The sequence below is a fragment of the Kitasatospora indigofera genome (genome assembly GCF_014655955.1).
GTDB classification, from domain to species: Bacteria; Actinomycetota; Actinomycetes; order Streptomycetales; family Streptomycetaceae; genus Kitasatospora; species Kitasatospora indigofera.
On record NZ_BNBO01000015.1, the window covers coordinates 86,304 to 106,592 of the forward strand.

The window sequence follows — 20,289 nt, forward strand, 5'->3', positions numbered from 1 at the left end:
GGACAAGCGACCGAACCCTTGGAAGGGGGTGCCCCGTGGGAGTCCTGAAGAAGTTCGAACAGCGGCTCGAGGGTCTCGTGAACGGCACCTTCGCCAAGGTGTTCAAGTCCGAGGTCCAGCCCGTGGAGATCGCCGGCGCTCTTCAGCGCGAGTGCGACAACAACGCCACGATCTGGAACCGCGACCGCACCGTCGTGCCCAACGATTTCATCGTGGAGCTCAGCCCGCACGACCACGAGCGGCTCAGCCCGTACTCCGGGCAGCTCGGCCAGGAGCTGGCCGGCATGGTCCGCGAGTACGCCGAGGCCCAGCGGTACAGCTTCATGGGCCCGCTCCAGGTCAACCTGGAGAAGGCGGACGACCTCGACACCGGCCTGTACCGGGTCCGCAGCCGCACCCTGGCCGCCGAGGAGCCGCAACAGCTCCACCAGCAGCCGCCGGCCCCGGGCGGGCAGCCCGGCTACGGCCGCCCGCCGGTCGCGGCCGCCCCCGGCGCACCGTGGCAGCAGCCCGGCGCGGCCCCGTACGGTGCGCCGCAGCCGCCCGCCGCTCCCCCCGCGATGCCGCCGGCCCCCCCGGCCCACCAGCCGGCCCCGGGCGGCAACAACGTGCGGCCGTTCCCCGGCGCGGGCCACGGCGGCACCGCCGTCCGGCGCTGGATCGAGGTCAACGGGTCGCGTCACCAGATCACCGGGAACGCCTGCGTGCTCGGCCGCTCCACCGAGGCGGACGTGCGCATCGACGACCCCGGAGTGTCCCGCAAGCACGCCGAGATCCGCCCGGGCACCCCCTCGATGGTGCTCGACCTCGGGTCGACGAACGGCATCGTGGTGGACGGACAGCACACCCAGCGCGCTACGCTCCGCGACGGCTCACGAATCGTCGTGGGCTCCACCACCATCGTCTACCGACAGGTCGAAGGGTAGAAGCGGGCCACTTATGTCAGAACTGACCCTGACGGTCATGCGGCTGGGGTTCCTCGCCGTGCTGTGGCTGTTCGTCATCGTCGCGGTCCAGGTGATCCGCAGCGACCTGTTCGGCACCAAGATCAACCCGCGCTCCTCCCGGCGGGCCGCCACCGCGCAGGCCGGCACCGCGCCGCCCGGCCGTCCCGCCCAGGGCCCCGGGCCCGGCCAGGGACAGGGCCAGGGGCAGCCGGCCGCACCCGCGCAGCCATCGCGGCGCCGGGGCGCCCCGACCCAGCTGGTCGTGGTGCAGGGCTCGCTGGCCGGGACGACCGTGGCGCTGCAGGGGCAGACGATCACGCTCGGCCGGGCGCACGATTCGACGATCGTGCTGGACGACGACTACGCGTCCTCCCGGCATGCCAGGATCTACCCGGATCAGACTGGGCAGTGGACGGTCGAGGATCTAGGCTCCACCAACGGCACCTATCTGGACCGGCAGCGCCTCACGACGCCCACCCCGCTCCAGCCCGGCGTGCCGATCCGTATCGGCCGGACCGTCATCGAACTGCGGAAGTAGCAAGCGCATGAGGGACAAGACCCCGTCCATGACCAGCCGGGACGGCAGCGGCAGCGCCGTCGCGGCCGTGCGCGCCGGTTCCCGTGGAATCCGCCGCAGCTCCGACGACGCCCAGAGGGGGACACGGACCGCATGAGCGAGCGCAGCATCGGGGCTCACGCCCCCGGCCCGGCGGCCGGGGCGCACCCCCGCGCCGGCCGGCCGGGGGAGCGGCACCACCGGGCCGACGGCCGGTGGGCACCTGTGAGCTCCGCGCCCGGCGTGGACGTGGCCGAGCGAAGCGAGGCAGGGAAATGAGCCTCGTGCTGCGCTTCGCCGCCGGCTCCCACAAGGGACTCATCCGGGAGGGCAACGAGGACTCGGGCTACGCCGGTCCGCGGCTGCTGGCCGTGGCCGACGGCATGGGCGGGGCGGCGGCCGGCGAGGTCGCCTCCTCCGAGGTCCTCGGCTCGATCGTCCGGCTGGACGAGGACGTGCCCGGCGCCGACCTGCTGACCCTGCTCGGCGACGCCGTCCAGGGCGCCAACGACCGCCTGCGTCAGATGGTCGAGGAGGACCCGCAGCTCGAAGGCATGGGCTGCACCCTCACCGCGATGCTCTGGACCGGCCAGCGGATGGGCATGGTGCACGTCGGCGACTCGCGCGCCTACCTGCTGCGCGACGGCTCGCTGACCCAGATCACCCAGGACCACACCTGGGTGCAGCGCCTGGTCGACGAGGGCCGGATCACGCCGGAGGAGGCCGAGACCCACCCGCAGCGCTCGCTGCTGATGCGTGCGCTGGACGGCCGCGGCCAGGTCGAGCCCGACCTGTCGATCCGCGAGGTCCGGGCCGGCGACCGCTACCTGATCTGCTCCGACGGGCTCTCCGGCCCGGTCAGCCACCAGACCCTGGAGGAGACGCTCGGGAGCTTCTACTCCCCCGAGCAGACCGTCCAGGAGCTGATCCAGCTCGCCCTGCGCGGCGGCGGCCCCGACAACATCACCTGCATCGTGGCGGACGTCATCGACGTCGGCGCCACGGACACCCTCAGCGGCCTGCGCGGCGACGTCCCCGTGGTGGTCGGCGCGGTCGCCGAGACCCCGCCGGCCTCGGCCGCCGACCAGACGATCCTCAACACCCCGGCCGGGCGCGCGGCCGGCCTCGGCCGCCCCCCGCAGGGTGCTTTCGGCCCGGCCGAGGGCTACGAGGGCGGCTACGGCGCCGCCCCGGGCGGTTTCGGTCCCGCCGAGGGCTACGAGGGCGGCTACGGCGCGTACGGCGCCGAGCAGCCCGGCTACGCCGACGAGGACGAGGACGGGCCCGTCCGCAAGGGCAAGTGGGCGAAGCGCTCGGTGATCGGCCTGGTCACGCTCGGCCTGCTGGCCGGCGCCGGCTACTTCGGCTGGCGCTGGACGCAGGACCAGTACTACGTCGGCGTCGACGGCGACCACGTCGCGGTCTACCAGGGCATCAACCAGAACCTGGCCGGGCTGAGCCTGTCCTCGGTGCACCAGTCCTTCGGCGACGTCCAGGTGAAGTTCCTGCCGCCGGACCAGCGCACCCACGTCACCAACACGATCGCCGCCGTCAGCCTCGGCGACGCGAACGACAAGGTGAAGCAGCTCCAGGAGCAGGCCACGGTCTGCCGCAAGGTCTCCGAGGGCGCCAGGCCCGCGCCGGGCACGTCCGCCGAGCCGCCCGCGGCCGCGCCCACCCCCACGCCGAGCGCCTCACCGAGCTCCTCGCTGAACCACCCCGCGAGCCCCACCCCGGCGGTCGCGGCGGCCTCGCCCACGGCGACGGCCACGGCCGCGCCGGCGGTCTCGCCGCAGGGCGAGGTGCCGACCCTGACCGAGGAGGAGCAGAAGAAGGCCGCCTCCTGCCCGACGCCGTGACGGCGGGCAGTCCCGGCCCGGCCGGCCGCGCACCGGCGGCCGGCCGTCGCAGACAGCACCAACCGAGCAGTACCGGCTCCGCCGTACGCGGGCCCGCCAGCCGTCGGGGAGCGGCCACCACGTGAGCACCTATGACCTGAGCAGCGGCCCGAACAGCCAGTCCGGCGACCGTCCGCCGGCCCCCGGGGCACCCTCGGGCGGCGCCCCGGCCGGCGCCCGGCGCCGGCGCGGCAACATCACCATCACCCCGCAGGGCACCCCGAACCGGCGCAACACCGAGCTGGCCCTGCTGGCCTTCGCGGTGCTGCTGCCCGTCCTCGCGTACGCCAACGTGGGCCTGGCGATCGACGGCAGCCTGCCGGCCGGCATGCTCGGCTACGGCCTGGGCATGGGCGCGCTGGCCCTGGTCGCGCACCTGGTGATGCGCCGCTGGGCGCCGTACGCCGACCCGCTGCTGCTGCCGCTCGCCACCCTGCTCAACGGGCTCGGCGTGGTGATGATCTGGCGGCTGGACAAGGCCGGCAAGCTGCTCTCCAAGAACTACCCGGCGGCGCCCAACCAGCTGATGTGGTCGGGTCTGGGCATCGCCTTCTTCATCGTGGTGATGGTGTTCCTGAAGGACCACCGGGTGCTGCAGCGCTACACCTACATCTCGATGGCGGTGGCGCTGGTGCTGCTGGCCGCGCCCGCGTTCTTCCCGTCCAGGGAGGCCGACTTCGGCGCCAAGATCTGGATCCACCTCGGCCCGCTGTCCTTCCAGCCGGGCGAGTTCGCCAAGATCATCCTGACCGTGTTCTTCGCCGGCTACCTGATGGTCAAGCGGGACGCGCTGGCGCTCGCCAGCCGGCGGTTCATGGGCCTGTACCTGCCGCGCGGCCGGGACCTCGGCCCGATCATCGCGATCTGGCTGGTCAGCCTGCTGATCCTGGTCTTCGAGAACGACCTCGGTTCGTCCTTCCTGTTCTTCGGCCTGTTCGTGGTGATGCTGTACGTCGCCACCGAGCGGACCAGCTGGATCGTCTTCGGCCTGCTGATGTCCGTCGGCGGGGCCGTCGTGGTGGGCTCCACCGCGAGCCACGTGAAGACCCGGATCGACGCCTGGCTCGACCCGATGGCCGCCTTCGCCCCCGACCACCCGAAGGGCGCCAGCGACCAGATCGGCCAAGCCCTGTTCGCCATGGGATCCGGCGGGGCCACCGGCTCCGGACTCGGCCAGGGCCGGTCCTACCTGATCGGCTTCGCCGCGAAGAGCGACTTCATCATCGGCTCCTTCGGCGAGGAGCTCGGGCTGACCGGCCTGATGGCGATCTTCATGGTCTACGCCCTGATCGTGCAGCGCGGCCTGCGCACCGCGATCGCCGCCCGCGACCCGTTCGGCAAGCTGTTCGCCGTCGGGCTGTCCTCGGCGCTCGCGCTGCAGGTCTTCGTGGTGGCCGGCGGCGTCACCGGGCTGATCCCGCTGACCGGTATGACCATGCCGTTCATGGCCCAGGGCGGTTCGTCCGTGGTGGCCAACTGGGCCCTGATCGCCATCCTGCTGAAGATCAGCGACAGTGCCCGCCGTCCCGGGGTGGAACCGGCCCCGGCCAGCGAAACGTGATGACCTGTGCGACCGACTGACCGGCCGGACACCCGGCGACCCACTGCTGCGAGCAGTACGAGGAGGGGACCCGTCTCATGAACAAGCCCATTCGCCGGGTCTCGATCTTCTGCCTCGTGCTGATCCTGGCCCTGATGGTGCGCACCAACTGGGTGCAGGGGGTGCAGGCCGACAGCCTCGCCTCCAACACCCACAACGACCGCAACAAGTACGACCGGTACGCCTACCCGCGCGGCAACATCATCGTCGACGGCGAGCGCGTCACCAGCTCCGACTTCGTCGACGGCCTGCGCTACAAGTACAAGCGCTCCTGGGTCAACGGGGCGCTCTACGCCCCCGTCACCGGGTACTCCTCGCAGTCCTTCGGCAGCAGCCAGCTGGAGTCCCTGGAGGACGGCTTCCTGGCCGGCACCGACGACCGGCTCTTCTTCCGCAACACCCTGGACATGCTGACCGGCAAGGAGAAGCAGGGCGGCGACGTGGTCACCACGATCAACGCCAAGGCCCAGAAGGCCGCCTTCGAAGGCCTCGGCAGCAAGAAGGGGGCGGTGGTCGCCCTCGACCCGGCCACCGGCGCCATCCTCGCGCTGGTCTCCACCCCCTCGTACGACCCCGGCACCTTCGCCGGCGGCGGCGACGCGGACACCAAGGCCTGGACCGACCTCAACGCCGACCCCAACAAGCCGATGCTCAACCGGGCGCTGCGCGAGACCTATCCGCCCGGCTCCACCTTCAAGCTGGTCACCGCGGCGGCGGCGTTCGAGAACAACGTCTTCCAGAACGTCGACGACAAGACCGAGACGCCCGACCCGTACATCCTGCCGGGGACCAGCCAGGAGCTGAAGAACGAGAGCGCCAACGAGCCCTGCGAGGGCGCGACGCTCAAGGTCGGCATGGACTACTCCTGCAACACCGTCTACGGCAAGATCGGCGCCGACCTCGGCCGCGACAAGATGCGCGAGCAGGCCGAGAAGTTCGGCTTCAACACCACCGTCGACACGCCGATCCGGGCCGTGCAGAGCTTCTACCCGAAGGGCTCCAGCCCGGACGGCACCGCGCTGGACTCGATCGGCCAGCACGACACCCGCGCCACCCCGCTGCAGATGGCCATGGTCGCCTCGGCCATCGCCAACAACGGCTCGCTGATGCAGCCGTACCTGGTCGCCCAGGAGCGGTCGGCCAACCTGACCACCATCTCCCAGCACAGCGCCAAGCAGCTCGGCCAGGCGATCAGCCCGGCCACCGCGCAGAAGCTGCAGGACATGATGGTCAGCGTGGTGCAGAACGGCACCGGCAAGAACGCCCAGATCCCCGGCCTCACGGTCGGCGGCAAGACCGGCACCGCCCAGCACGGCGAGGACAACAGCGGCACCCCGTTCGCCTGGTTCGTCTCCTACGCCAAGGGCGCCGACAACAAGTCGGTGGCGGTCGCCGTGGTCGTCGAGGACGGCTCCAACAACCGCGACGGGATCAGCGGCGGGCGGCTCGCGGCCCCGATCGCCAAGGCTGTGATGCAGGCCACGCTCGGCAAGTGACCCGGCGGGCCCCGGGTGCGTGGATTGTCACAATCGGGAGCCCCGTTCCGATACCGGTCTGGTATCGGCCTCCGGCCGACCCCGGTTGTGCCGGGCGGGACCGGTAGCGTATCCGCAAGCAGCGGGTGTGCCCGTTGCCGCCTGCGGGACGCCGTGGGGTCCGTGTCTCAGAACCACCGTGGCCCGGACGGCGTCACACAGAGCGTGCGGGGACACCTACGTCACATCCTCACCGGCCGGTGAGGGAGAGGGTCGGAACTATGGAAGAGCCTCGTCGCCTAGGCGGCAGGTACGAGCTCGGCGGCGTCCTCGGACGCGGCGGCATGGCCGAGGTGTACCTCGCCCATGACACCAGGCTCGGCCGCTCCGTCGCAGTGAAGACGCTCCGGGCCGACATGGCCCGGGATCCGTCGTTCCAGGCCCGGTTCCGCCGCGAGGCCCAGTCCGCGGCATCGCTCAACCACCCCGCCATCGTCGCCGTGTACGACACCGGCGAGGACTACATCGACAACATCTCCATCCCGTACATCGTGATGGAGTACGTCGAGGGCTCCACCCTGCGCGAGCTGCTGCACTCCGGCCGACGGCTGCTGCCGGAGCGCGCGCTGGAGATGACCATCGGGATCCTCCAGGCCCTGGAGTACTCCCACCGGGCCGGCATCGTGCACCGCGACATCAAGCCCGCCAACGTGATGCTCACCCGGCAGGGCAACGTCAAGGTCATGGACTTCGGCATCGCCCGTGCGATGGGCGACGCCGGCATGACGATGACCCAGACCTCGGCCGTCATCGGCACCGCCCAGTACCTCTCCCCCGAGCAGGCCAAGGGCGAGCAGGTCGACGCGCGCTCCGACATCTACTCCACCGGCTGCCTGCTCTACGAGCTGCTCGCCGTACGCCCGCCGTTCGTCGGCGACTCGCCCGTCGCGGTGGCCTACCAGCACGTCCGCGAGGAGGCCCAGCCGCCGTCCGTCTACGACCCCGAGCTGCGGCCCGAGATCGACGCGATCGTGCTGAAGGCGCTCACCAAGGACCGCGACTACCGGTACCAGTCGGCCGACGAGATGCGCGACGACATCGAGCGCTTCCTCGACGGCCTGCCGGTGGCGGCGGCCCAGCAGGCCGCGTACGGCATGGGCGCGGCCGGCGGGTACGGCTACGACCAGAACGGCCAGAACGGCCAGTACGCCCAGCACGACCCGTACGGCCAGACCAACATGCTCCCGCAGCAGCCCGGCGGCGGCCCCACCACGGTGCTGCCCCAGGTGGGCTCCCCGCAGCAGGGCTACGGCCCGCAGGGCGGCTACCAGGACGACGGCGGCTACCAGGGCCAGGGCGGCGGCAACGACGGCTACGACGACGGCTACGGCCGGGCCGCCCGACGGGGCGAGCAGCCGCCGAAGAAGAGCAACACCTCCTGGATCGTGCTGGCCGTGGCGGCGGTGCTGGTCCTGGTCGGCACCTTCTTCGTCGCGCAGGCGATGTTCGGCGGCGGCAAGAAGGAGGACGCCAAGATCACGGCGCCCACCCTGGTCGGCAAGAGCCTGGCGGACGCCAAGACGGCCGCCCAGGGCGCCGGCGGCAAGCTGGTGGTCACCGAGGGCGAGCCGGTGGCCTGCCCCGACACCAAGATCCAGAAGGCCCAGGTCTGCAACCAGGACCCGGTCGCCGGGACCCAGATGGCGGAGACCGGCACCATCACCGTCCGGCTGTCCTCCGGCCCGGCCAAGGCCACCGTGCCGGGCGTGGTCGGCAAGGCCAAGGACGCCGCGACCAAGGCCCTCCAGGACGCCGGCTTCGCCAACGTCACCACCGAGTACAAGAACGACGACTCCGCCCCGCTCGACCAGGTGACCGCCCAGGACCCGCCGGCCAACGGCGCCGCCGACCCGGCGGCCCCGGTCAAGCTGACGATCTCCCAGGGCAAGTCCAAGGTCGACGTTCCCAATGTGGTCGGCCAGCCGGTGGCGTCCGCCACCCAGGCCCTTCAGGACGCCGGCTTCCAGGTGGACGCCAGCAAGACCGTCGCGGCCCCCGACCCGAGCAAGAACGGCCTGGTCGCCTCGCAGAACCCGCCCGCCAACGGCAAGGCCGCCACCGGGACGAAGATCGTCCTGACGGTCTTCAAGACCCCGGACAAGATCCCGGTGCCCGGCGACCTCCAGGGCAAGACGGTCAAGGACGCGATGGCCCAGCTGAAGGCCGCCGGCCTGCAGTGGACCTTCGCCGGCGCGGGCGGCGACAACGACAACATCGTCGTCCGGTACAGCCCGGGCGCCAACGAGCTGGTCGACCCGAACACGCCGATCCAGCTGCAGACGATGCCGGGCCCCAAAGGGAACGACCCCACACCGTCCCCGAACCGGCCGTAACGGCTGACCCCGTCCGACCCGTGACACCCGAGCGGCCGAGCCGCTCACCGCAGGACAGCTGCCCGGAGGGGCCGCCGACGCCACCGGGCGCCGGCGGCCCCTCCGGCGTTCCGGCGTCGGCCGCGGGGGCGGCAGCGGGGGCGGCGGGAGCACCGGGATGGCACGGCGGCGGGGGCGCGGTACGCGGGACGGCCGCCGGAGGGCGCCCTGCGGCCCGTCGGCGGCGGGCCCGGCCCCTGGAGCCCCGCGCCGCCGCCGCGGCCCGCAGAACGCCGTCCGGCGGCCCGGGGGAGCCCGTGCGGCCGGCGCCTAGCGCAGTTCGGCCGGCGGCGTGCGCGCCGCGTCGACCGGGTCCACCCGCACCAGACTGCCCCAGACCGCCATCCGGTAACGCGAGGTGTAGACCGGCGTACAGGTCGTCAAGGTGATGTAGCGCCCGGGGGAGTGGTACGACGACCCCTCGGGCACCGGCGCGACCACGCCGGTGTCGTACTTGGAGGTCTCCGGCAGGGTCTCGTCCACCCGGTAGACGTACCAGCTGTCCTGGGTCTCCACCACGACGGCGTCACCCGGCTTCAGCGCGTCCAGGTCGTGGAACTTGGCGCCGTGCCCGTCCCGGTGCGCCGCCAGCGCGAAGTTGCCGCTCGGGTCCCAGGGCATCGCCGAGCGGTACGGGGTCTCGTACACCCCGGCCACCCCCTCGGCCAGCGTGTCGGCGTCCGTGCCCATCCGGATCAGCACCTGGTAGCCCGCGCCCATCGCCGGCACGTGCAGGAACCCGACGCCGTCCCCCGCCGCGTAGGTACGGGCCGGCGGGGCGGCGGACGGCGGCGCCGACCAGGCGCTGCGCAGCTTGTCGGAGGCCAGGTCGGCGCTCCGGTCCGCCTGCACGTTCGTCCACCACAGGGAGTAGACGGCGAACAGGGCCAGCAGCAGCCCGAGGGTGATCAGCAGCTCGCCGAACACCCCGAGCGCCACCATCGCCGGCCCCCGCCGGGCGGACCGGCCCGCCGGCGCGTCCGCCGGGCCGTCCCCGTTCTCGTCACCGGTCTCGTCCGCGAGTCCGTCCAAGGGGTCCGTCGACTGCTGGCTCACGCTGCTCCGCCTCGCTGTGCTCGGGGCCCGCTGCCGGGCCGCCGCCGGCTACTGACCACCCGTCAGTGCGGCGGGCTTGCCCTCACCGCGCGGCCGCTCCTCGACCATCTTGCCAAAGACGATCAGCCGGTACTTGGAGGTGAACTCCGGCGTGCACGTGGTCAACGTGATGTACCGGTCGGCCTTGGTGAACCCGGCGCCCTTCGGGACCGGCTGGATCACCCCGATGTTCGACGGCGGCGTCTCCGGGATCCCGCTCGTCACCTCGTACGTGTAGTACGCGGTCGCGGTCTCCACCACGATCTTGTCGCCCTTGGCCAGCTTGTTGATGTACCGGAACGGCTCGCCGTGGGTGTTGCGGTGCGCGGCCAGCGCGAAGTTGCCCGCCTTGTCCGCGGGCATCGCGGTACCCGTGTAGTGGCCCACCAGGCCCTTGTCGAGCACCTGGGCCTTGCCGGTGCCCTCGGCGATCGGCACGCTCAGCCCGAGCTTGGGCAGGTGGATGATCGCGAAGCCCTTGCCCGGCGCGAAGGCCTCCGGCGGCTTGTTCGGGTCCGGTGCCGGAGCCCCGGCGCCCGGCTGGCCCGCCGTGTCGAACTGGTGCTCAAGCTGGCTGCGGGCACCGCTCGCCGCCGCGTCCGCCTGCACGTTCGTCCACCACAGCTGGTACGAGACGAAGAGCAGCATCACCAGGCCGAGCGTTATGCACAGCTCGCCGATCATCCGGGCGACCACCACGCCCTTCGGCTCCGCGGGCCGCGGCCGGCCCGCCGCCGACCGCCCGGCCGCCCGGCGCCGCCCGCTGCCCGAACGCACCGCGAGGCGGCCGCCCTGGGCCGCCCGCCGGCGCTCGGCCCGGCCGCCGCCCGGCGCCGGCGGGCCGGCCGTCAGGGCGGCCTCCGGGATCGTCCGCAGCTGGAGGGTCTGGTCGGCCAGCCACGGGTACTCGGGCATCTCGTCGGCCGGGTACGGCTCGTAGACCCCCCAGGCGTCCGGCTCGCCGTCGGCGCGGCCACCGGCCGCGGGGTAACCGCCGGGGGCGTCGGCGCCGTACGCGCCGGCCCCGGCCTGTGCGCGGCCCTCCGGGCGCACCGCCGTCACGTCCTCAGCCCCGACCGATCACCGGGGCGAGGCCGGCGGAACGGCCGACCGCCTCCGGGTCGCCGCACTGCGCCAGCCAGTTGGCGAGCATCCGGTGCCCGCCCTCGGTGAGCACCGACTCCGGGTGGAACTGGACGCCCTCCACCGGCAGCTCCCGGTGCCGCAGCCCCATGATGACGCCGCTCTCCGTCCGCGAGGTGACCACCAGTTCGTCCGGCACGGTGGCCGGCTCGACCGCCAGCGAGTGGTAGCGGGTCGCGGTCAGCGGCGAGGGCAGGCCCTCGAAGACCCCGCCGTCCTCGTGCGTGACCAGCGAGGTCTTGCCGTGCAGCAGTTCCGGCGCCCGGCCGACCACCGCGCCGTAGGCCACCGCGATCGACTGCAGGCCCAGGCAGACACCGAACACCGGCAGCCCGGTCCCCGCGCAGTGGTGCACCATCTCGATGCAGACCCCGGCCTCCTCCGGCGCACCGGGACCGGGTGAGAGCAGCACCCCGTCGAAGCCGTCGGCACCGTCGCGGCGCACCGCGTGGGCGACCGTCACCTCGTCGTTGCGCACCACCTCGCAGGTGGCGCCCAACTGGTAGAGGTATTGGACCAGGTTGAAGACGAAACTGTCGTAGTTGTCCACGACCAGGATGCGGGGCGAGGTCGGCGGGGTGGTCATACGCACGCTACTCCGGTGAGATGCGGGGACTTGTGGGGTGGGAGGACGCGGCACCGGTCAGCCGGCGCCGCCCTCCGGACCGTCCACCGTGACGTCGCCGAAGGGCAGCAGCGGCTCCGCCCACGGGAAGACGTACTGGAACAGGACGTAGACCACCCCCAGGACGAGGAGCAGCGCGAGGACGGCCCGGACCAGGGTGTTCCCCGGCAGATGGCGCCAGATCCAGCCGTACATGGTGCTCCCTCGACGTAAAGGTTGGGCTCAAGACTAGACCGCGCACCGGGCGGCGGCGGTTCCCGTCGCCCGCTCCGGCCCCGGCGCCCACGGCCCGGGGCGGTGCGCGGCCCGGTCACCGGCCCGGCGGGCGGCCGTTCACTGGCCGGTCGCCGACCGCAGGTCCACCGTGCCGGAGTAGCCCGGCACCGACAGGTCCCCGCTCTCCTGCACCTTCCAGCCCAGGCCGTAGGCCTGCACGTACTGGAGGTAGTTGCGGATCGTCGGGTCGGCGTCCACCGCCGACCGCAGCGCCTCCGTCCGCCCCACCGCCCTGATCACGTACGGCGGCGAGTACACCCGGCCCTGCAGCAGCAGCGTGTTGCCCACGCAGCGCACCGCACTGGTCGAGATCAGCCGCTGGTCCATCACCTGGATGCCCTCGGCCCCGCCCCGCCACAGCGCGTTCACCACGGCCTGGATGTCCTGCTGGTGGATCACCAGGTCGTTGACGCCGGGCGCGGGCACCCCCGGGATGCGCGCGGTCGCGTTCGGCGGCGCGTCGTTCAGGGTGACCGTCAGCCCCGGGCCGGCCAGCGGCTCCAGGGCGGAACCTTGCTGCAGCGCCCCCAGCAAGGCGGTGTCCGCCGGGCTGCCCTGCTGCTGGGCGAGCTCCTCGGCCCGCTCCTGCTGATCGGCGAGCTGCGCCTGCGCCTGCTGGTTCTGCGCGCTGCGCTGGCGTATGACGTCGCTCAGCCGCAGCAGTGAATCGTCGGTCCGCAGATCGGTGCCGCGGGCGGCGTGCGCGCTGACGTAGAACAGCAGCCCCGCCAGTGCGAAGACGGCGCAGGTCAGGGCACGCCCGACAATTCGGGTACCGCCGGCGCGGGTGGGGGCAGGTTCAGGGAGAATCGACAAATTCGGCACCGTACCCTTATCTCCTTCGGACCCGCCGAACCACTACGCTAACGGACGCCGGTGGCATGTGCGGAGCCCCCGGCAGGTATGCCCCCTGACCCGTCCGGAGCATTCCTGCCGTACGGCGCCCCGCACACCCGGTCAGTCCCCGCCGCCGCCCCGCCCCGCTGCACCCTGCGCGGTCTCACAGCGCATCGACAGGAGAGCTCCTCGTGCCGAAGTCTCGACTCCGCAAGAAGTCCGACTACACCCCGCCGCCGTCCACGACGACCGCGGTGAAGCTCAGCTCAGGCCGCAGCTGGGTCGCCCCGCTGATGCTGGCGCTGTTCCTGGTCGGCCTGGTGTGGATCGTCACCTACTACGTGACGAGCGGCAGCTACCCGGTGGAGAGCTGGCGCAACTGGAACATCCTGGTGGGCTTCGGCTTCATCGCGGCGGGCTTCGGCGTCTCCACCCAGTGGAAGTAGGCCCCGCGAGCTGAGCCCGGCCGGCCGCCAGGCCCCGTGCTCCCCCGCTGCGCCACGCCCTGCCCCCGCCACGCCCTGCCCCGGTCGGCACCGCACTGCCCCGCCGTGCCCTTCGCCGGCCTCGACCGCCCTGTCCCGCCGGGCGGCGGGCAGGGCTGCCCCGCGCTGCCCGGGCGCCGTCCCGCGCCTCCGGCGAGTGCTGCCCGCTGCCGCCCGGGGTACCCGGCCGGCAGTCCCGGGGCCTCCGGCGCGGGGCGCCCCGGCGGTGGCCCCCGGTCACACCTTCCGCTTATCCACATGGTTATCCACACTGGGGAAAAGTCCCGTCGTCCTGTGGATAACTTTCCCGCGCCGTACTGTCCACAGGGCCGGCCGGGACCCCCGGGGCCCAATGGCCGCACAGCAGGACGCGCGTAGAGCGACTGTGCACAAAGCACTGTGCGAAACACTTGTGCACAGCACGGCGCGCGCTGTGGACAACGCCTGACCATGCCTCAGGCCGGCCCGGGCGTCCGGACACCCGTCCGGGCCCCGACCGGACGTCCGGACGCGCCGCCCACCCGACGGCCCCCTGCCCCGCGACGGCTCAGCTGTTGAGCAGCGCCGTCTGCAGCACCACGACGCCCACCACGAGGCCCAGCATCAGCAGCACCGCCGCGCCCTGGACGAGGTTGCGGCGCTCCCGCGGGGCGTACATCAGCCCGAATCCCATGGCCGCCCCGGCCAGCAGACCCCCGATGTGCGCCCGCCAGTCGATCCCGGACACCGAGAACGTGATCACCAGGTTGAACACCAGCAGGGCGATCACCGGCCCGAGCGGCGTCCTGGTCCGCAGGAACAGCACCACGGTCGCCCCGAACAGCCCGAAGATCGCCCCGGACGCCCCGAGCGAGTTCATGTAGTCCCCGGCGATCAGGTACGCGAAGGTGCTCCCGGCCAGCCCCGACACCAGGTAGAGCGCCAGGTAGCGGATCCGGCCCAGCGCCTGCTCCAGCATCGGCCCCATCCACCAGAGCGCCAGCATGTTGGTCGCGATGTGCCAGATCTCGATGTGCAGGAAGGTCGCGGTCAGCAGCCGGTACCACTGGCCCGGACCCTCCGCGACGCCGTGCGGCCAGCCGTCGTACCGCGGGCTCACGCTGAGCAGCGAGAGGTCGTTCGCGAGCCACGGCTTGTAGACGTACGCGGCCAGCAGGAAGACCAGCAGGTTGATCCCGATCAGGATCTTGGTGACCAGCGCGCCGTCCCGGACCGGCTGCCCGCCGAAGCGGGTGGTGGCCCGCCGGGCCGTCCGGCCCCCGCCGGACACGCACTCGGGGCAGTGGAAGCCCACCGAGGCGTCGGTCATGCACTGCGGGCAGATCGGCCGCCCGCAGCGGGAACAGCCGATCCCGGTCTCCCGCTCGGGGTGCCGGTAGCAGCCCGGCAGCGGCGGGTGGGCGTCCCCGGGCCGCCCGGGGGCCTCGGCCGGCGGGCCGGGGTGCCCGGCGGGGGTCGGGCCGCCCGCGGGCCGGTCGTCCGGGCCGGACGGCGGCTGGGGCCGGTCCGCCGGCTTCTGGGGCTCGTCCGGGAGCATCGCGGGATTCCCTTCTCATGGCCGATCCCGGTGAGGCCGCCGCCGCGCGGGGCACCACCGGGATCGCCAGGCTACTGCGGGTCCGCGTCAGCGGCGGGTGATCTCCACCGACTCGATCACGACATCGTCGACCGGGCGGTCCTGCGCCTTGGTGGGCGTGGTCGAGATCTCCTGGACGACCTTCCGGCTCGCCTCGTCGGCGACCTCGCCGAAGATGGTGTGCTTGCCGGTCAGCCAGGTGGTCGGCGCCACGGTCACGAAGAACTGCGAGCCGTTGGTGCCCGGGCCGGAGTTGGCCATCGCCAGCAGGTAGGGCTTGGTGAAGGCGAGGTCCGGGTGGAACTCGTCGGCGAACCGGTAGCCCGGGCCGCCGGTGCCCAGCCCGAGCGGGTCGCCACCCTGGATCATGAAGTTGGCGATCACGCGGTGGAAGACCGTGCCGTCGTACAGGCGGCCCTTGGAGGTCACCCCGGTCCGCGGGTGGGTCCACTCGCGGCCGCCCTCGGCCAGCTCCACGAAGTTCGCCACCGTCTTGGGGGCGTGGTTCGGGAAGAGCTTGATCACGATGTCGCCGCGGTTGGTCTTGAGAGTGGCGAACAGTTCCTCGGCCACGGACTGCCTTCCTGTCTACGTCGTTGACACCGGCAATCCTCCCACGCCACGGCCGCGGGCCAGGGGCACACCAGTGCGAAGCGGGGCCCGGCCCCCGGCCCTCCCGGACACCTCACCCGCGCCGCCGGCCCCCTCCCGAACCACTCCCGGCCCCCTCCCGCATCACTCCCGTACGCCCGCCGGACGCCCCTCCCGCCCCTCCTCGGGCCCCGCCGGAGGCCCGCCGCGCGGTGGGCCCACGGCCCCGACCTGCGACGGCCCGCTTACGGCCCATTCCGGCGTGCCGGTGCACAAATCGGGATGCATGATCAGCTATCAGGTGGATATGTGCATAAGTGGACGCCACCGAGGAGGAGAGATCTCGTGACCCGTTTGGACTCAGCTCGTGAGACGGCCGACAAGACCAAGGAAACCCTCGCGCCCTATGCCGCCACCGCGAAGGACACCGCGCTGCACTTCGCGGGCGAGGCCAAGCAGCGCGTAGGCCCCGCGCTGGAGGCGATCGGCCCCAAGGTCGGCGAGACGGCCGAACGGGCCTGGAGCGGCGCGGCCAACACCGCACGCAGTGCCCGCATCCAGTACGACAAGCACCTCGCGCCCCAGTTCGGCCAGGCCTTCTCGCACCTGCCGCCCGAGGCGCAGCAGAACGCCCTCAAGGCCTTCCACCGGGCCCAGGAGGCCGCCCTGGCGGCCCGGCTGTCGGCCGCCAAGATGGCGGGGCAGACCAAGGCCACCATCGGGCCCAAGGTCGCCCAGGCCGTCGAGGAGGCCCGCAGCACGGTCGTCCCGGTCGCCCAGGAGGCACAGATCCGCGGCGCCGCGGCCCTCACCGCGCTGCAGGGCCACGTGACCGCCTCCGAGATCAGCGACCTGGCCGCGAAGAACGCCAAGAAGGAGCAGCGCAACGGCTGGGCCACCGGCCTCGCCGTGGCCGGCACCCTCGCGGTCGGCAGCGGCGTCATCGCCTGGCAGTGGTGGCGACGCCAGAGCAACCCCGAGTGGCTGGTCGAGCCGCCGCTCGTCCGGGACTCGCCGAACACCACCCAGGGCGGCAGCGGGTCCACCGGTGCGCACGCGACCAGCAGCACCGGCAGCTCGGCCGCGTCCGGCGGCACCGCGAACGGCAGCCCCGGCGCCGGAACGGGCTCCCCGGTCAACGGCAGCGGGCCCGCCGACCCGGCCGGGCAGGCGCCCACCGACTCCACCACCCCGAAGCCCGGCCCGACCCCGCCGCCGCCCGGCAAGCCCGGCCCCGGGGACGACCACCCGAAGCCGCACGACCCGCGCAAGCCGCACTGACCGGCCCGCCGGGAACGCGATCGGCCGCTGACCTGATCACAGGTCAGCGGCCGATCGCGGATCGAACACTGTGAAGCTTTACTGCCTTGAACACTGTGGAGCTTAGGAGACTCGAACTCCTGACATCTGCCTTGCAAAGGCAGCGCTCTACCAACTGAGCTAAAGCCCCGTGACGGTGCTGTGCACACCGTCGGGCACTAGCGTACCGGGTCCTGGCGTGAATCCCACCTGGTATCCCCCGCAGCCGTGCGCGGGCCCGGCCGGCCCCAGCCCGAGGCTGGGGCCCGACCGGCCCGGGGAGCGCCCTGGGCGCTCCCGAAGATCGTCGTGAGTCAGCGCGCGCCGGCCGGCACCGGGTCGGTGGCCTCGGTCCACAGATCCTGCTCGGCACGGTCCGCCTGGACCTGACGGTAGACAAAGAAGCCGCCGAGGGCGACCAGGGCGACCAGGAGAAGCTTCTTCACCGCGGGACCTCGTCCTTCTTGCGTTGCGAACTCGGCACCAATGGCTCCGGCCGGAGTGGCCGGACGGCGAGTCCGGGAAATTTCGAGCACGAACAGGCAGCCGGAGTGGCAGACCGCCTTGCGGCCGATGATACACACCGGTGTCCCAATCGTGACCAGCCGCCACCGGGCCAACCGGCCGGTCCGGGGGCGGGATTGACGCCATGCCTCCTGTCGTACGGTCGGCCCGGCGCACCCCGGACGGCCCCGCCGCCGAGGACGAGGGGCTGTCTCCGTGCGGCCGTCAGCGCGCCTGCGGCACCCGCACCACGGCCCGGCCGCCGGCCAGGTCGACCTTGGTCCTGGGGGGCGCGCCCTCGCCGTCCTCGTCGCGCAGCATGAGCGTCGTCCCGCGCTGGTCGAGCTCGTGCTGCTTGCCCGCCGCGAACTGCGCGTGCAGCTGCTCGAACCCGGTGGCCGAGATCTGGCCCTCCCGGCCGGTGCCCCGCCAGGGGATCCACCGCGCGCGCCTCGCCCGCAGCGCCAGCTGGTCGACGAAGGCCAGCAGCACCAGTGCGCAGACCAGCCCCGGAATGCTCATCGCCCAGAAGAGCGCCACACCGTCCACCTCTCCGTCGAACCGCCAACGGCTCTCCCTCCAGTAGACCCGGCGACCTCCGGGCGCGTCCAGGGCCGTCCGGGACCTTTCCCGGCACCGCCGGGCGGGACGGACCGCTGGTCCGGCTCCGGACGGCCGAGGGCGCGGCGGGGCGGCGGGGCGGGGCGGCGGGGCGGCGGCGGGCCCTCCTCAGGTCCGCGAGGTCCTGCCGCGTCGTCCGGACATCGCCCCGCATTGAGCACGGCCCACCGGAGGAAGACCCCCCAGCCACGGGGTACGGGGGGCCAACCCACTCAGGGCCTTGAAAGCCCTGAGTTCCTGACCGGCCGGAACGCGATACCCGCTGCCCGCCGGCTCGGACCGGTGGTCCTTCACGAGCGACTTCACCGCTGCGAGCGGGACCTCGAAGCAGTCGGCCACCGTCCGGGTGGTGGCGGGCACCCCGTCGGGGAGCAGGGTGAGGATCCTGACCTTGTCGAGCACGTCGACGCGCTCGACGGATCTCCCCGAGTGCCCGGCGCGGAGCGCCGGCCGTACCCGGACATGGCAGAAGGCCCGGAGTGAGATCACTCCGGGCCTTCGTCGGTGGGCCTAACAGGACTTGAACCTGTGGCCTCTTCCTTATCAGGTGATCATCGCCACGAGAGAGCGCCGGTGAGCCCGTCGCGCACGAAGGCCGACGGCCCCCAGTACTCCCCTGCGGTACTCCGTTGTCTGCTGCTGTTGGCGTAGTGCATTGGCGTACGCCCGTGGTGCGGGCCTAGGCAACGAGCTTCCGACCGTCATGAGCCCGCACTACTGGCTCGCCCGGGCTCAATGCGTCCCTCACCCGCATCCCGTACATGTCTCCCATCCTGCCAATGGCGTCATCAGGCGAGAGCCATTCGACGGCCGTGGACTCCGGCGAGGTGCAGGGCGTGCCAGCAACGGGCTTGCACCGGAACACCAAGGCCACAACACCGAGGGACATGTTCTTGTACACCCCGGTGAGGCGCTCCACGACAACACTGAGACCGGTCTCCTCTAGGACCTCGCGACAGACACCGGCCTCGACCGACTCACCAAGCTCCAACACCCCACCGGGCGGCTCCCAGGTGTCGTTATCCGCACGCCGGATGACGAGCACCCTTCCGTCCTCGCGCACGACCACACCAGCCACCGACACCGAGTGAAGCGGCGTTGACCGCTCCTGCTGCGTGCTGTTACTCATGTATATGAGCATAGGAGGTTCCACCCGATGAGGAGTGGAAGCGTTCGCGAGACATCATCGCCCCGGTACCTGCAGATCGCCGAGGACCTCGCAGAACAGATTCAGAAGGGCGTACTGCCCCCTGGCCAGAAGATCCCAAGCGAGTCCGAGCTGATGGATCGCTACAAGGTGGCCCCTGGCACAGCCAGGAAGGCCGTGGCCGAGTTGCGGACCACCGGGCTGATCGAGACGCACCACGGTCGTGGCTCCTTCGTGAAGTCCCGCCCGCCGGTCAACCGCAAGTCGTCGGACCGCTTCCGGCGCTCACACCGAAAGGCCGGGAAGGCCGCCTACCTCGCTGAAGCCGAGCAGGCCGGGGCTACACCGTCGGTACGTGTCCTCTATATCGGCCCGACCGAGGCGCCGGCCGACATCGCCGAGCGCCTCTTGGTGGCGCCCGGCACGCAGGTCCTGGCGCGACGAAGGCTGTACTTCAGCGACGGGGTGCCCACCGAGGAAGCCACGTCGTACTTGCCGTGGGACATCGCGAAGGACATCCCGGAGCTGTTCGCAGAGAACCCCGGCGGCGGTGGCATCTACGCCCGGCTTGAGGACCACGGCCACACCCTCGCCGAGTTCACGGAGACTGTCCGGGCCCGCCTCGCCACCAAACCAGAGACCACAGCTCTGAGCTTGAGCCCGGGCGCCCCGGTCATCCACCTGACGCGAAATGCCATCTCCGACGCCGGTCGAGTGGTCGAGGTCTGCGACACGCTGATGGCGGCTGATCAGTTCGTTCTGGACTACCGCATCCCTGCCAGCGACTGACCCACACGCCTCTCCGGTCAACCCTCCGAGCCCCGCAAGGCACGGAGGGTTGACTTATGTATATGAGCAAGGCACTCTGATGCATGTCACTCCTCTACATAAGTGCATGAGCACTCATGTAGAGGAGGGGGCCCTTCTTTGGGCTGCTCTGACCTGCACAAACGCACCACCTGCTCAACAACTCAAGAGCGTGATCCACCACCGCAGTCCGTTCGTGACAACTCCGGCGGGGTGAGTGGAGACCAGTCGGCAGAGAAGGGGCGCACGCCCTGACACCTCGGTCGCCCTTAAGACGGCGGCCGTACATGGGACACGCAGCCGACTCCGACGTAAAGATCCACGCGGCCAACCTTCACCCAGCGACGACCTCCGGAACGGATCTCTCCGGAGAGA

At 72.0% G+C, this 20,289-nt stretch carries 19 protein-coding genes and 1 tRNA gene; 9 read left to right on the forward strand and 11 right to left on the reverse strand.

Annotated elements, in window-relative coordinates:
* Nucleotides 1-35: 35 nt before the first annotated feature.
* From IE329_RS15885 to pknB, 6 genes are all read left to right on the forward strand, one after another.
* Nucleotides 36-926 (forward strand): FhaA domain-containing protein, encoded by an 891-nt coding sequence (locus IE329_RS15885; RefSeq protein ID WP_190211519.1) that lies wholly within the window; start codon nucleotides 36-38, stop codon nucleotides 924-926.
* Nucleotides 927-939: 13 nt separating this feature from the next.
* The gene (locus IE329_RS15890; RefSeq protein WP_190211520.1) at nucleotides 940-1,485 is read left to right on the forward strand and encodes an FHA domain-containing protein FhaB/FipA; all 546 of its coding nucleotides are present in this window, start codon (nucleotides 940-942) and stop codon (nucleotides 1,483-1,485) included.
* A 293-nt stretch (nucleotides 1,486-1,778) separates the two neighbouring features.
* Entirely contained in the window at nucleotides 1,779-3,362 is a 1,584-nt protein-coding gene (locus IE329_RS15895) for a PP2C family protein-serine/threonine phosphatase (protein WP_190211521.1), read from the forward strand.
* A 235-nt stretch (nucleotides 3,363-3,597) separates the two neighbouring features.
* Complete coding sequence (locus IE329_RS15900; protein ID WP_190211572.1) at nucleotides 3,598-4,962, forward strand: FtsW/RodA/SpoVE family cell cycle protein; 1,365 nt, start codon at nucleotides 3,598-3,600, stop codon at nucleotides 4,960-4,962.
* A gap of 77 nt (nucleotides 4,963-5,039) precedes the next feature.
* Nucleotides 5,040-6,497 (forward strand): peptidoglycan D,D-transpeptidase FtsI family protein, encoded by a 1,458-nt coding sequence (locus IE329_RS15905; protein WP_190211522.1) that lies wholly within the window; start codon nucleotides 5,040-5,042, stop codon nucleotides 6,495-6,497.
* Nucleotides 6,498-6,757: 260 nt separating this feature from the next.
* Nucleotides 6,758-8,869, forward strand: a complete 2,112-nt coding sequence (pknB, locus tag IE329_RS15910) for a Stk1 family PASTA domain-containing Ser/Thr kinase (protein WP_190211523.1) — start codon at nucleotides 6,758-6,760, stop codon at nucleotides 8,867-8,869.
* Nucleotides 8,870-9,178: 309 nt separating this feature from the next.
* Here pknB and IE329_RS15915 read toward each other — a convergent pair whose 3' ends face one another.
* From IE329_RS15915 to IE329_RS15935, 5 genes are all read right to left on the reverse strand, one after another.
* Nucleotides 9,179-9,964 carry a class E sortase gene (locus IE329_RS15915; protein WP_373311205.1) on the reverse strand — a complete coding sequence of 262 codons (786 nt, stop codon included), beginning with the start codon at nucleotides 9,962-9,964 and terminating at the stop codon, nucleotides 9,179-9,181.
* Between the two features lie 48 nt (nucleotides 9,965-10,012).
* Nucleotides 10,013-11,056 carry a class E sortase gene (locus IE329_RS15920; protein WP_229927477.1) on the reverse strand — a complete coding sequence of 348 codons (1,044 nt, stop codon included), beginning with the start codon at nucleotides 11,054-11,056 and terminating at the stop codon, nucleotides 10,013-10,015.
* A gap of 13 nt (nucleotides 11,057-11,069) precedes the next feature.
* Nucleotides 11,070-11,732, reverse strand: coding sequence for an aminodeoxychorismate/anthranilate synthase component II (locus IE329_RS15925; protein ID WP_190211524.1), 663 nt, complete (start codon nucleotides 11,730-11,732; stop codon nucleotides 11,070-11,072).
* A 57-nt stretch (nucleotides 11,733-11,789) separates the two neighbouring features.
* The gene (locus IE329_RS15930) at nucleotides 11,790-11,966 is read right to left on the reverse strand and encodes a hypothetical protein (RefSeq protein ID WP_190211525.1); all 177 of its coding nucleotides are present in this window, start codon (nucleotides 11,964-11,966) and stop codon (nucleotides 11,790-11,792) included.
* Between the two features lie 138 nt (nucleotides 11,967-12,104).
* A complete protein-coding gene (locus tag IE329_RS15935) occupies nucleotides 12,105-12,863 on the reverse strand; it encodes a DUF881 domain-containing protein (protein ID WP_373311206.1) in 759 nt (252 codons plus the stop codon).
* A gap of 212 nt (nucleotides 12,864-13,075) precedes the next feature.
* Here IE329_RS15935 and crgA point away from each other — a divergent pair, with 212 nt between their 5' ends.
* Nucleotides 13,076-13,330 carry a cell division protein CrgA gene (crgA, locus tag IE329_RS15940; RefSeq protein ID WP_073929226.1) on the forward strand — a complete coding sequence of 85 codons (255 nt, stop codon included), beginning with the start codon at nucleotides 13,076-13,078 and terminating at the stop codon, nucleotides 13,328-13,330.
* A gap of 586 nt (nucleotides 13,331-13,916) precedes the next feature.
* Here the strand turns inward: crgA and IE329_RS15945 are convergent.
* A complete protein-coding gene (locus IE329_RS15945; RefSeq protein ID WP_190211526.1) occupies nucleotides 13,917-14,906 on the reverse strand; it encodes a rhomboid family intramembrane serine protease in 990 nt (329 codons plus the stop codon).
* An 87-nt stretch (nucleotides 14,907-14,993) separates the two neighbouring features.
* Nucleotides 14,994-15,518: a peptidylprolyl isomerase gene (locus IE329_RS15950; protein ID WP_190211527.1), complete on the reverse strand. Its 525-nt coding sequence runs from the start codon at nucleotides 15,516-15,518 to the stop codon at nucleotides 14,994-14,996.
* A 363-nt stretch (nucleotides 15,519-15,881) separates the two neighbouring features.
* Here IE329_RS15950 and IE329_RS15955 point away from each other — a divergent pair, with 363 nt between their 5' ends.
* Nucleotides 15,882-16,817 (forward strand): DUF5324 family protein, encoded by a 936-nt coding sequence (locus IE329_RS15955; RefSeq protein WP_190211528.1) that lies wholly within the window; start codon nucleotides 15,882-15,884, stop codon nucleotides 16,815-16,817.
* A gap of 96 nt (nucleotides 16,818-16,913) precedes the next feature.
* On the opposite strand, the gene IE329_RS15960 is transcribed toward IE329_RS15955, so the two are convergent.
* The 4 genes from IE329_RS15960 to IE329_RS15970 all read right to left on the reverse strand — a co-directional run bounded on the left by IE329_RS15960 (nucleotide 16,914) and on the right by IE329_RS15970 (nucleotide 19,101).
* A tRNA-Ala gene (locus IE329_RS15960) sits at nucleotides 16,914-16,986 on the reverse strand.
* 163 nt (nucleotides 16,987-17,149) lie between these two features.
* Nucleotides 17,150-17,281 (reverse strand): DLW-39 family protein, encoded by a 132-nt coding sequence (locus IE329_RS40625; RefSeq protein WP_211785814.1) that lies wholly within the window; start codon nucleotides 17,279-17,281, stop codon nucleotides 17,150-17,152.
* A gap of 283 nt (nucleotides 17,282-17,564) precedes the next feature.
* Nucleotides 17,565-17,861, reverse strand: a complete 297-nt coding sequence (locus IE329_RS15965; protein ID WP_190211576.1) for a DUF6191 domain-containing protein — start codon at nucleotides 17,859-17,861, stop codon at nucleotides 17,565-17,567.
* Nucleotides 17,862-18,639: 778 nt separating this feature from the next.
* Nucleotides 18,640-19,101, reverse strand: coding sequence for an NUDIX hydrolase (locus IE329_RS15970; protein WP_190211529.1), 462 nt, complete (start codon nucleotides 19,099-19,101; stop codon nucleotides 18,640-18,642).
* 15 nt (nucleotides 19,102-19,116) lie between these two features.
* Here IE329_RS15970 and IE329_RS15975 point away from each other — a divergent pair, with 15 nt between their 5' ends.
* Nucleotides 19,117-19,896 (forward strand): GntR family transcriptional regulator, encoded by a 780-nt coding sequence (locus tag IE329_RS15975; protein ID WP_190211530.1) that lies wholly within the window; start codon nucleotides 19,117-19,119, stop codon nucleotides 19,894-19,896.
* The last annotated feature ends 393 nt before the right edge of the window (nucleotides 19,897-20,289 follow it).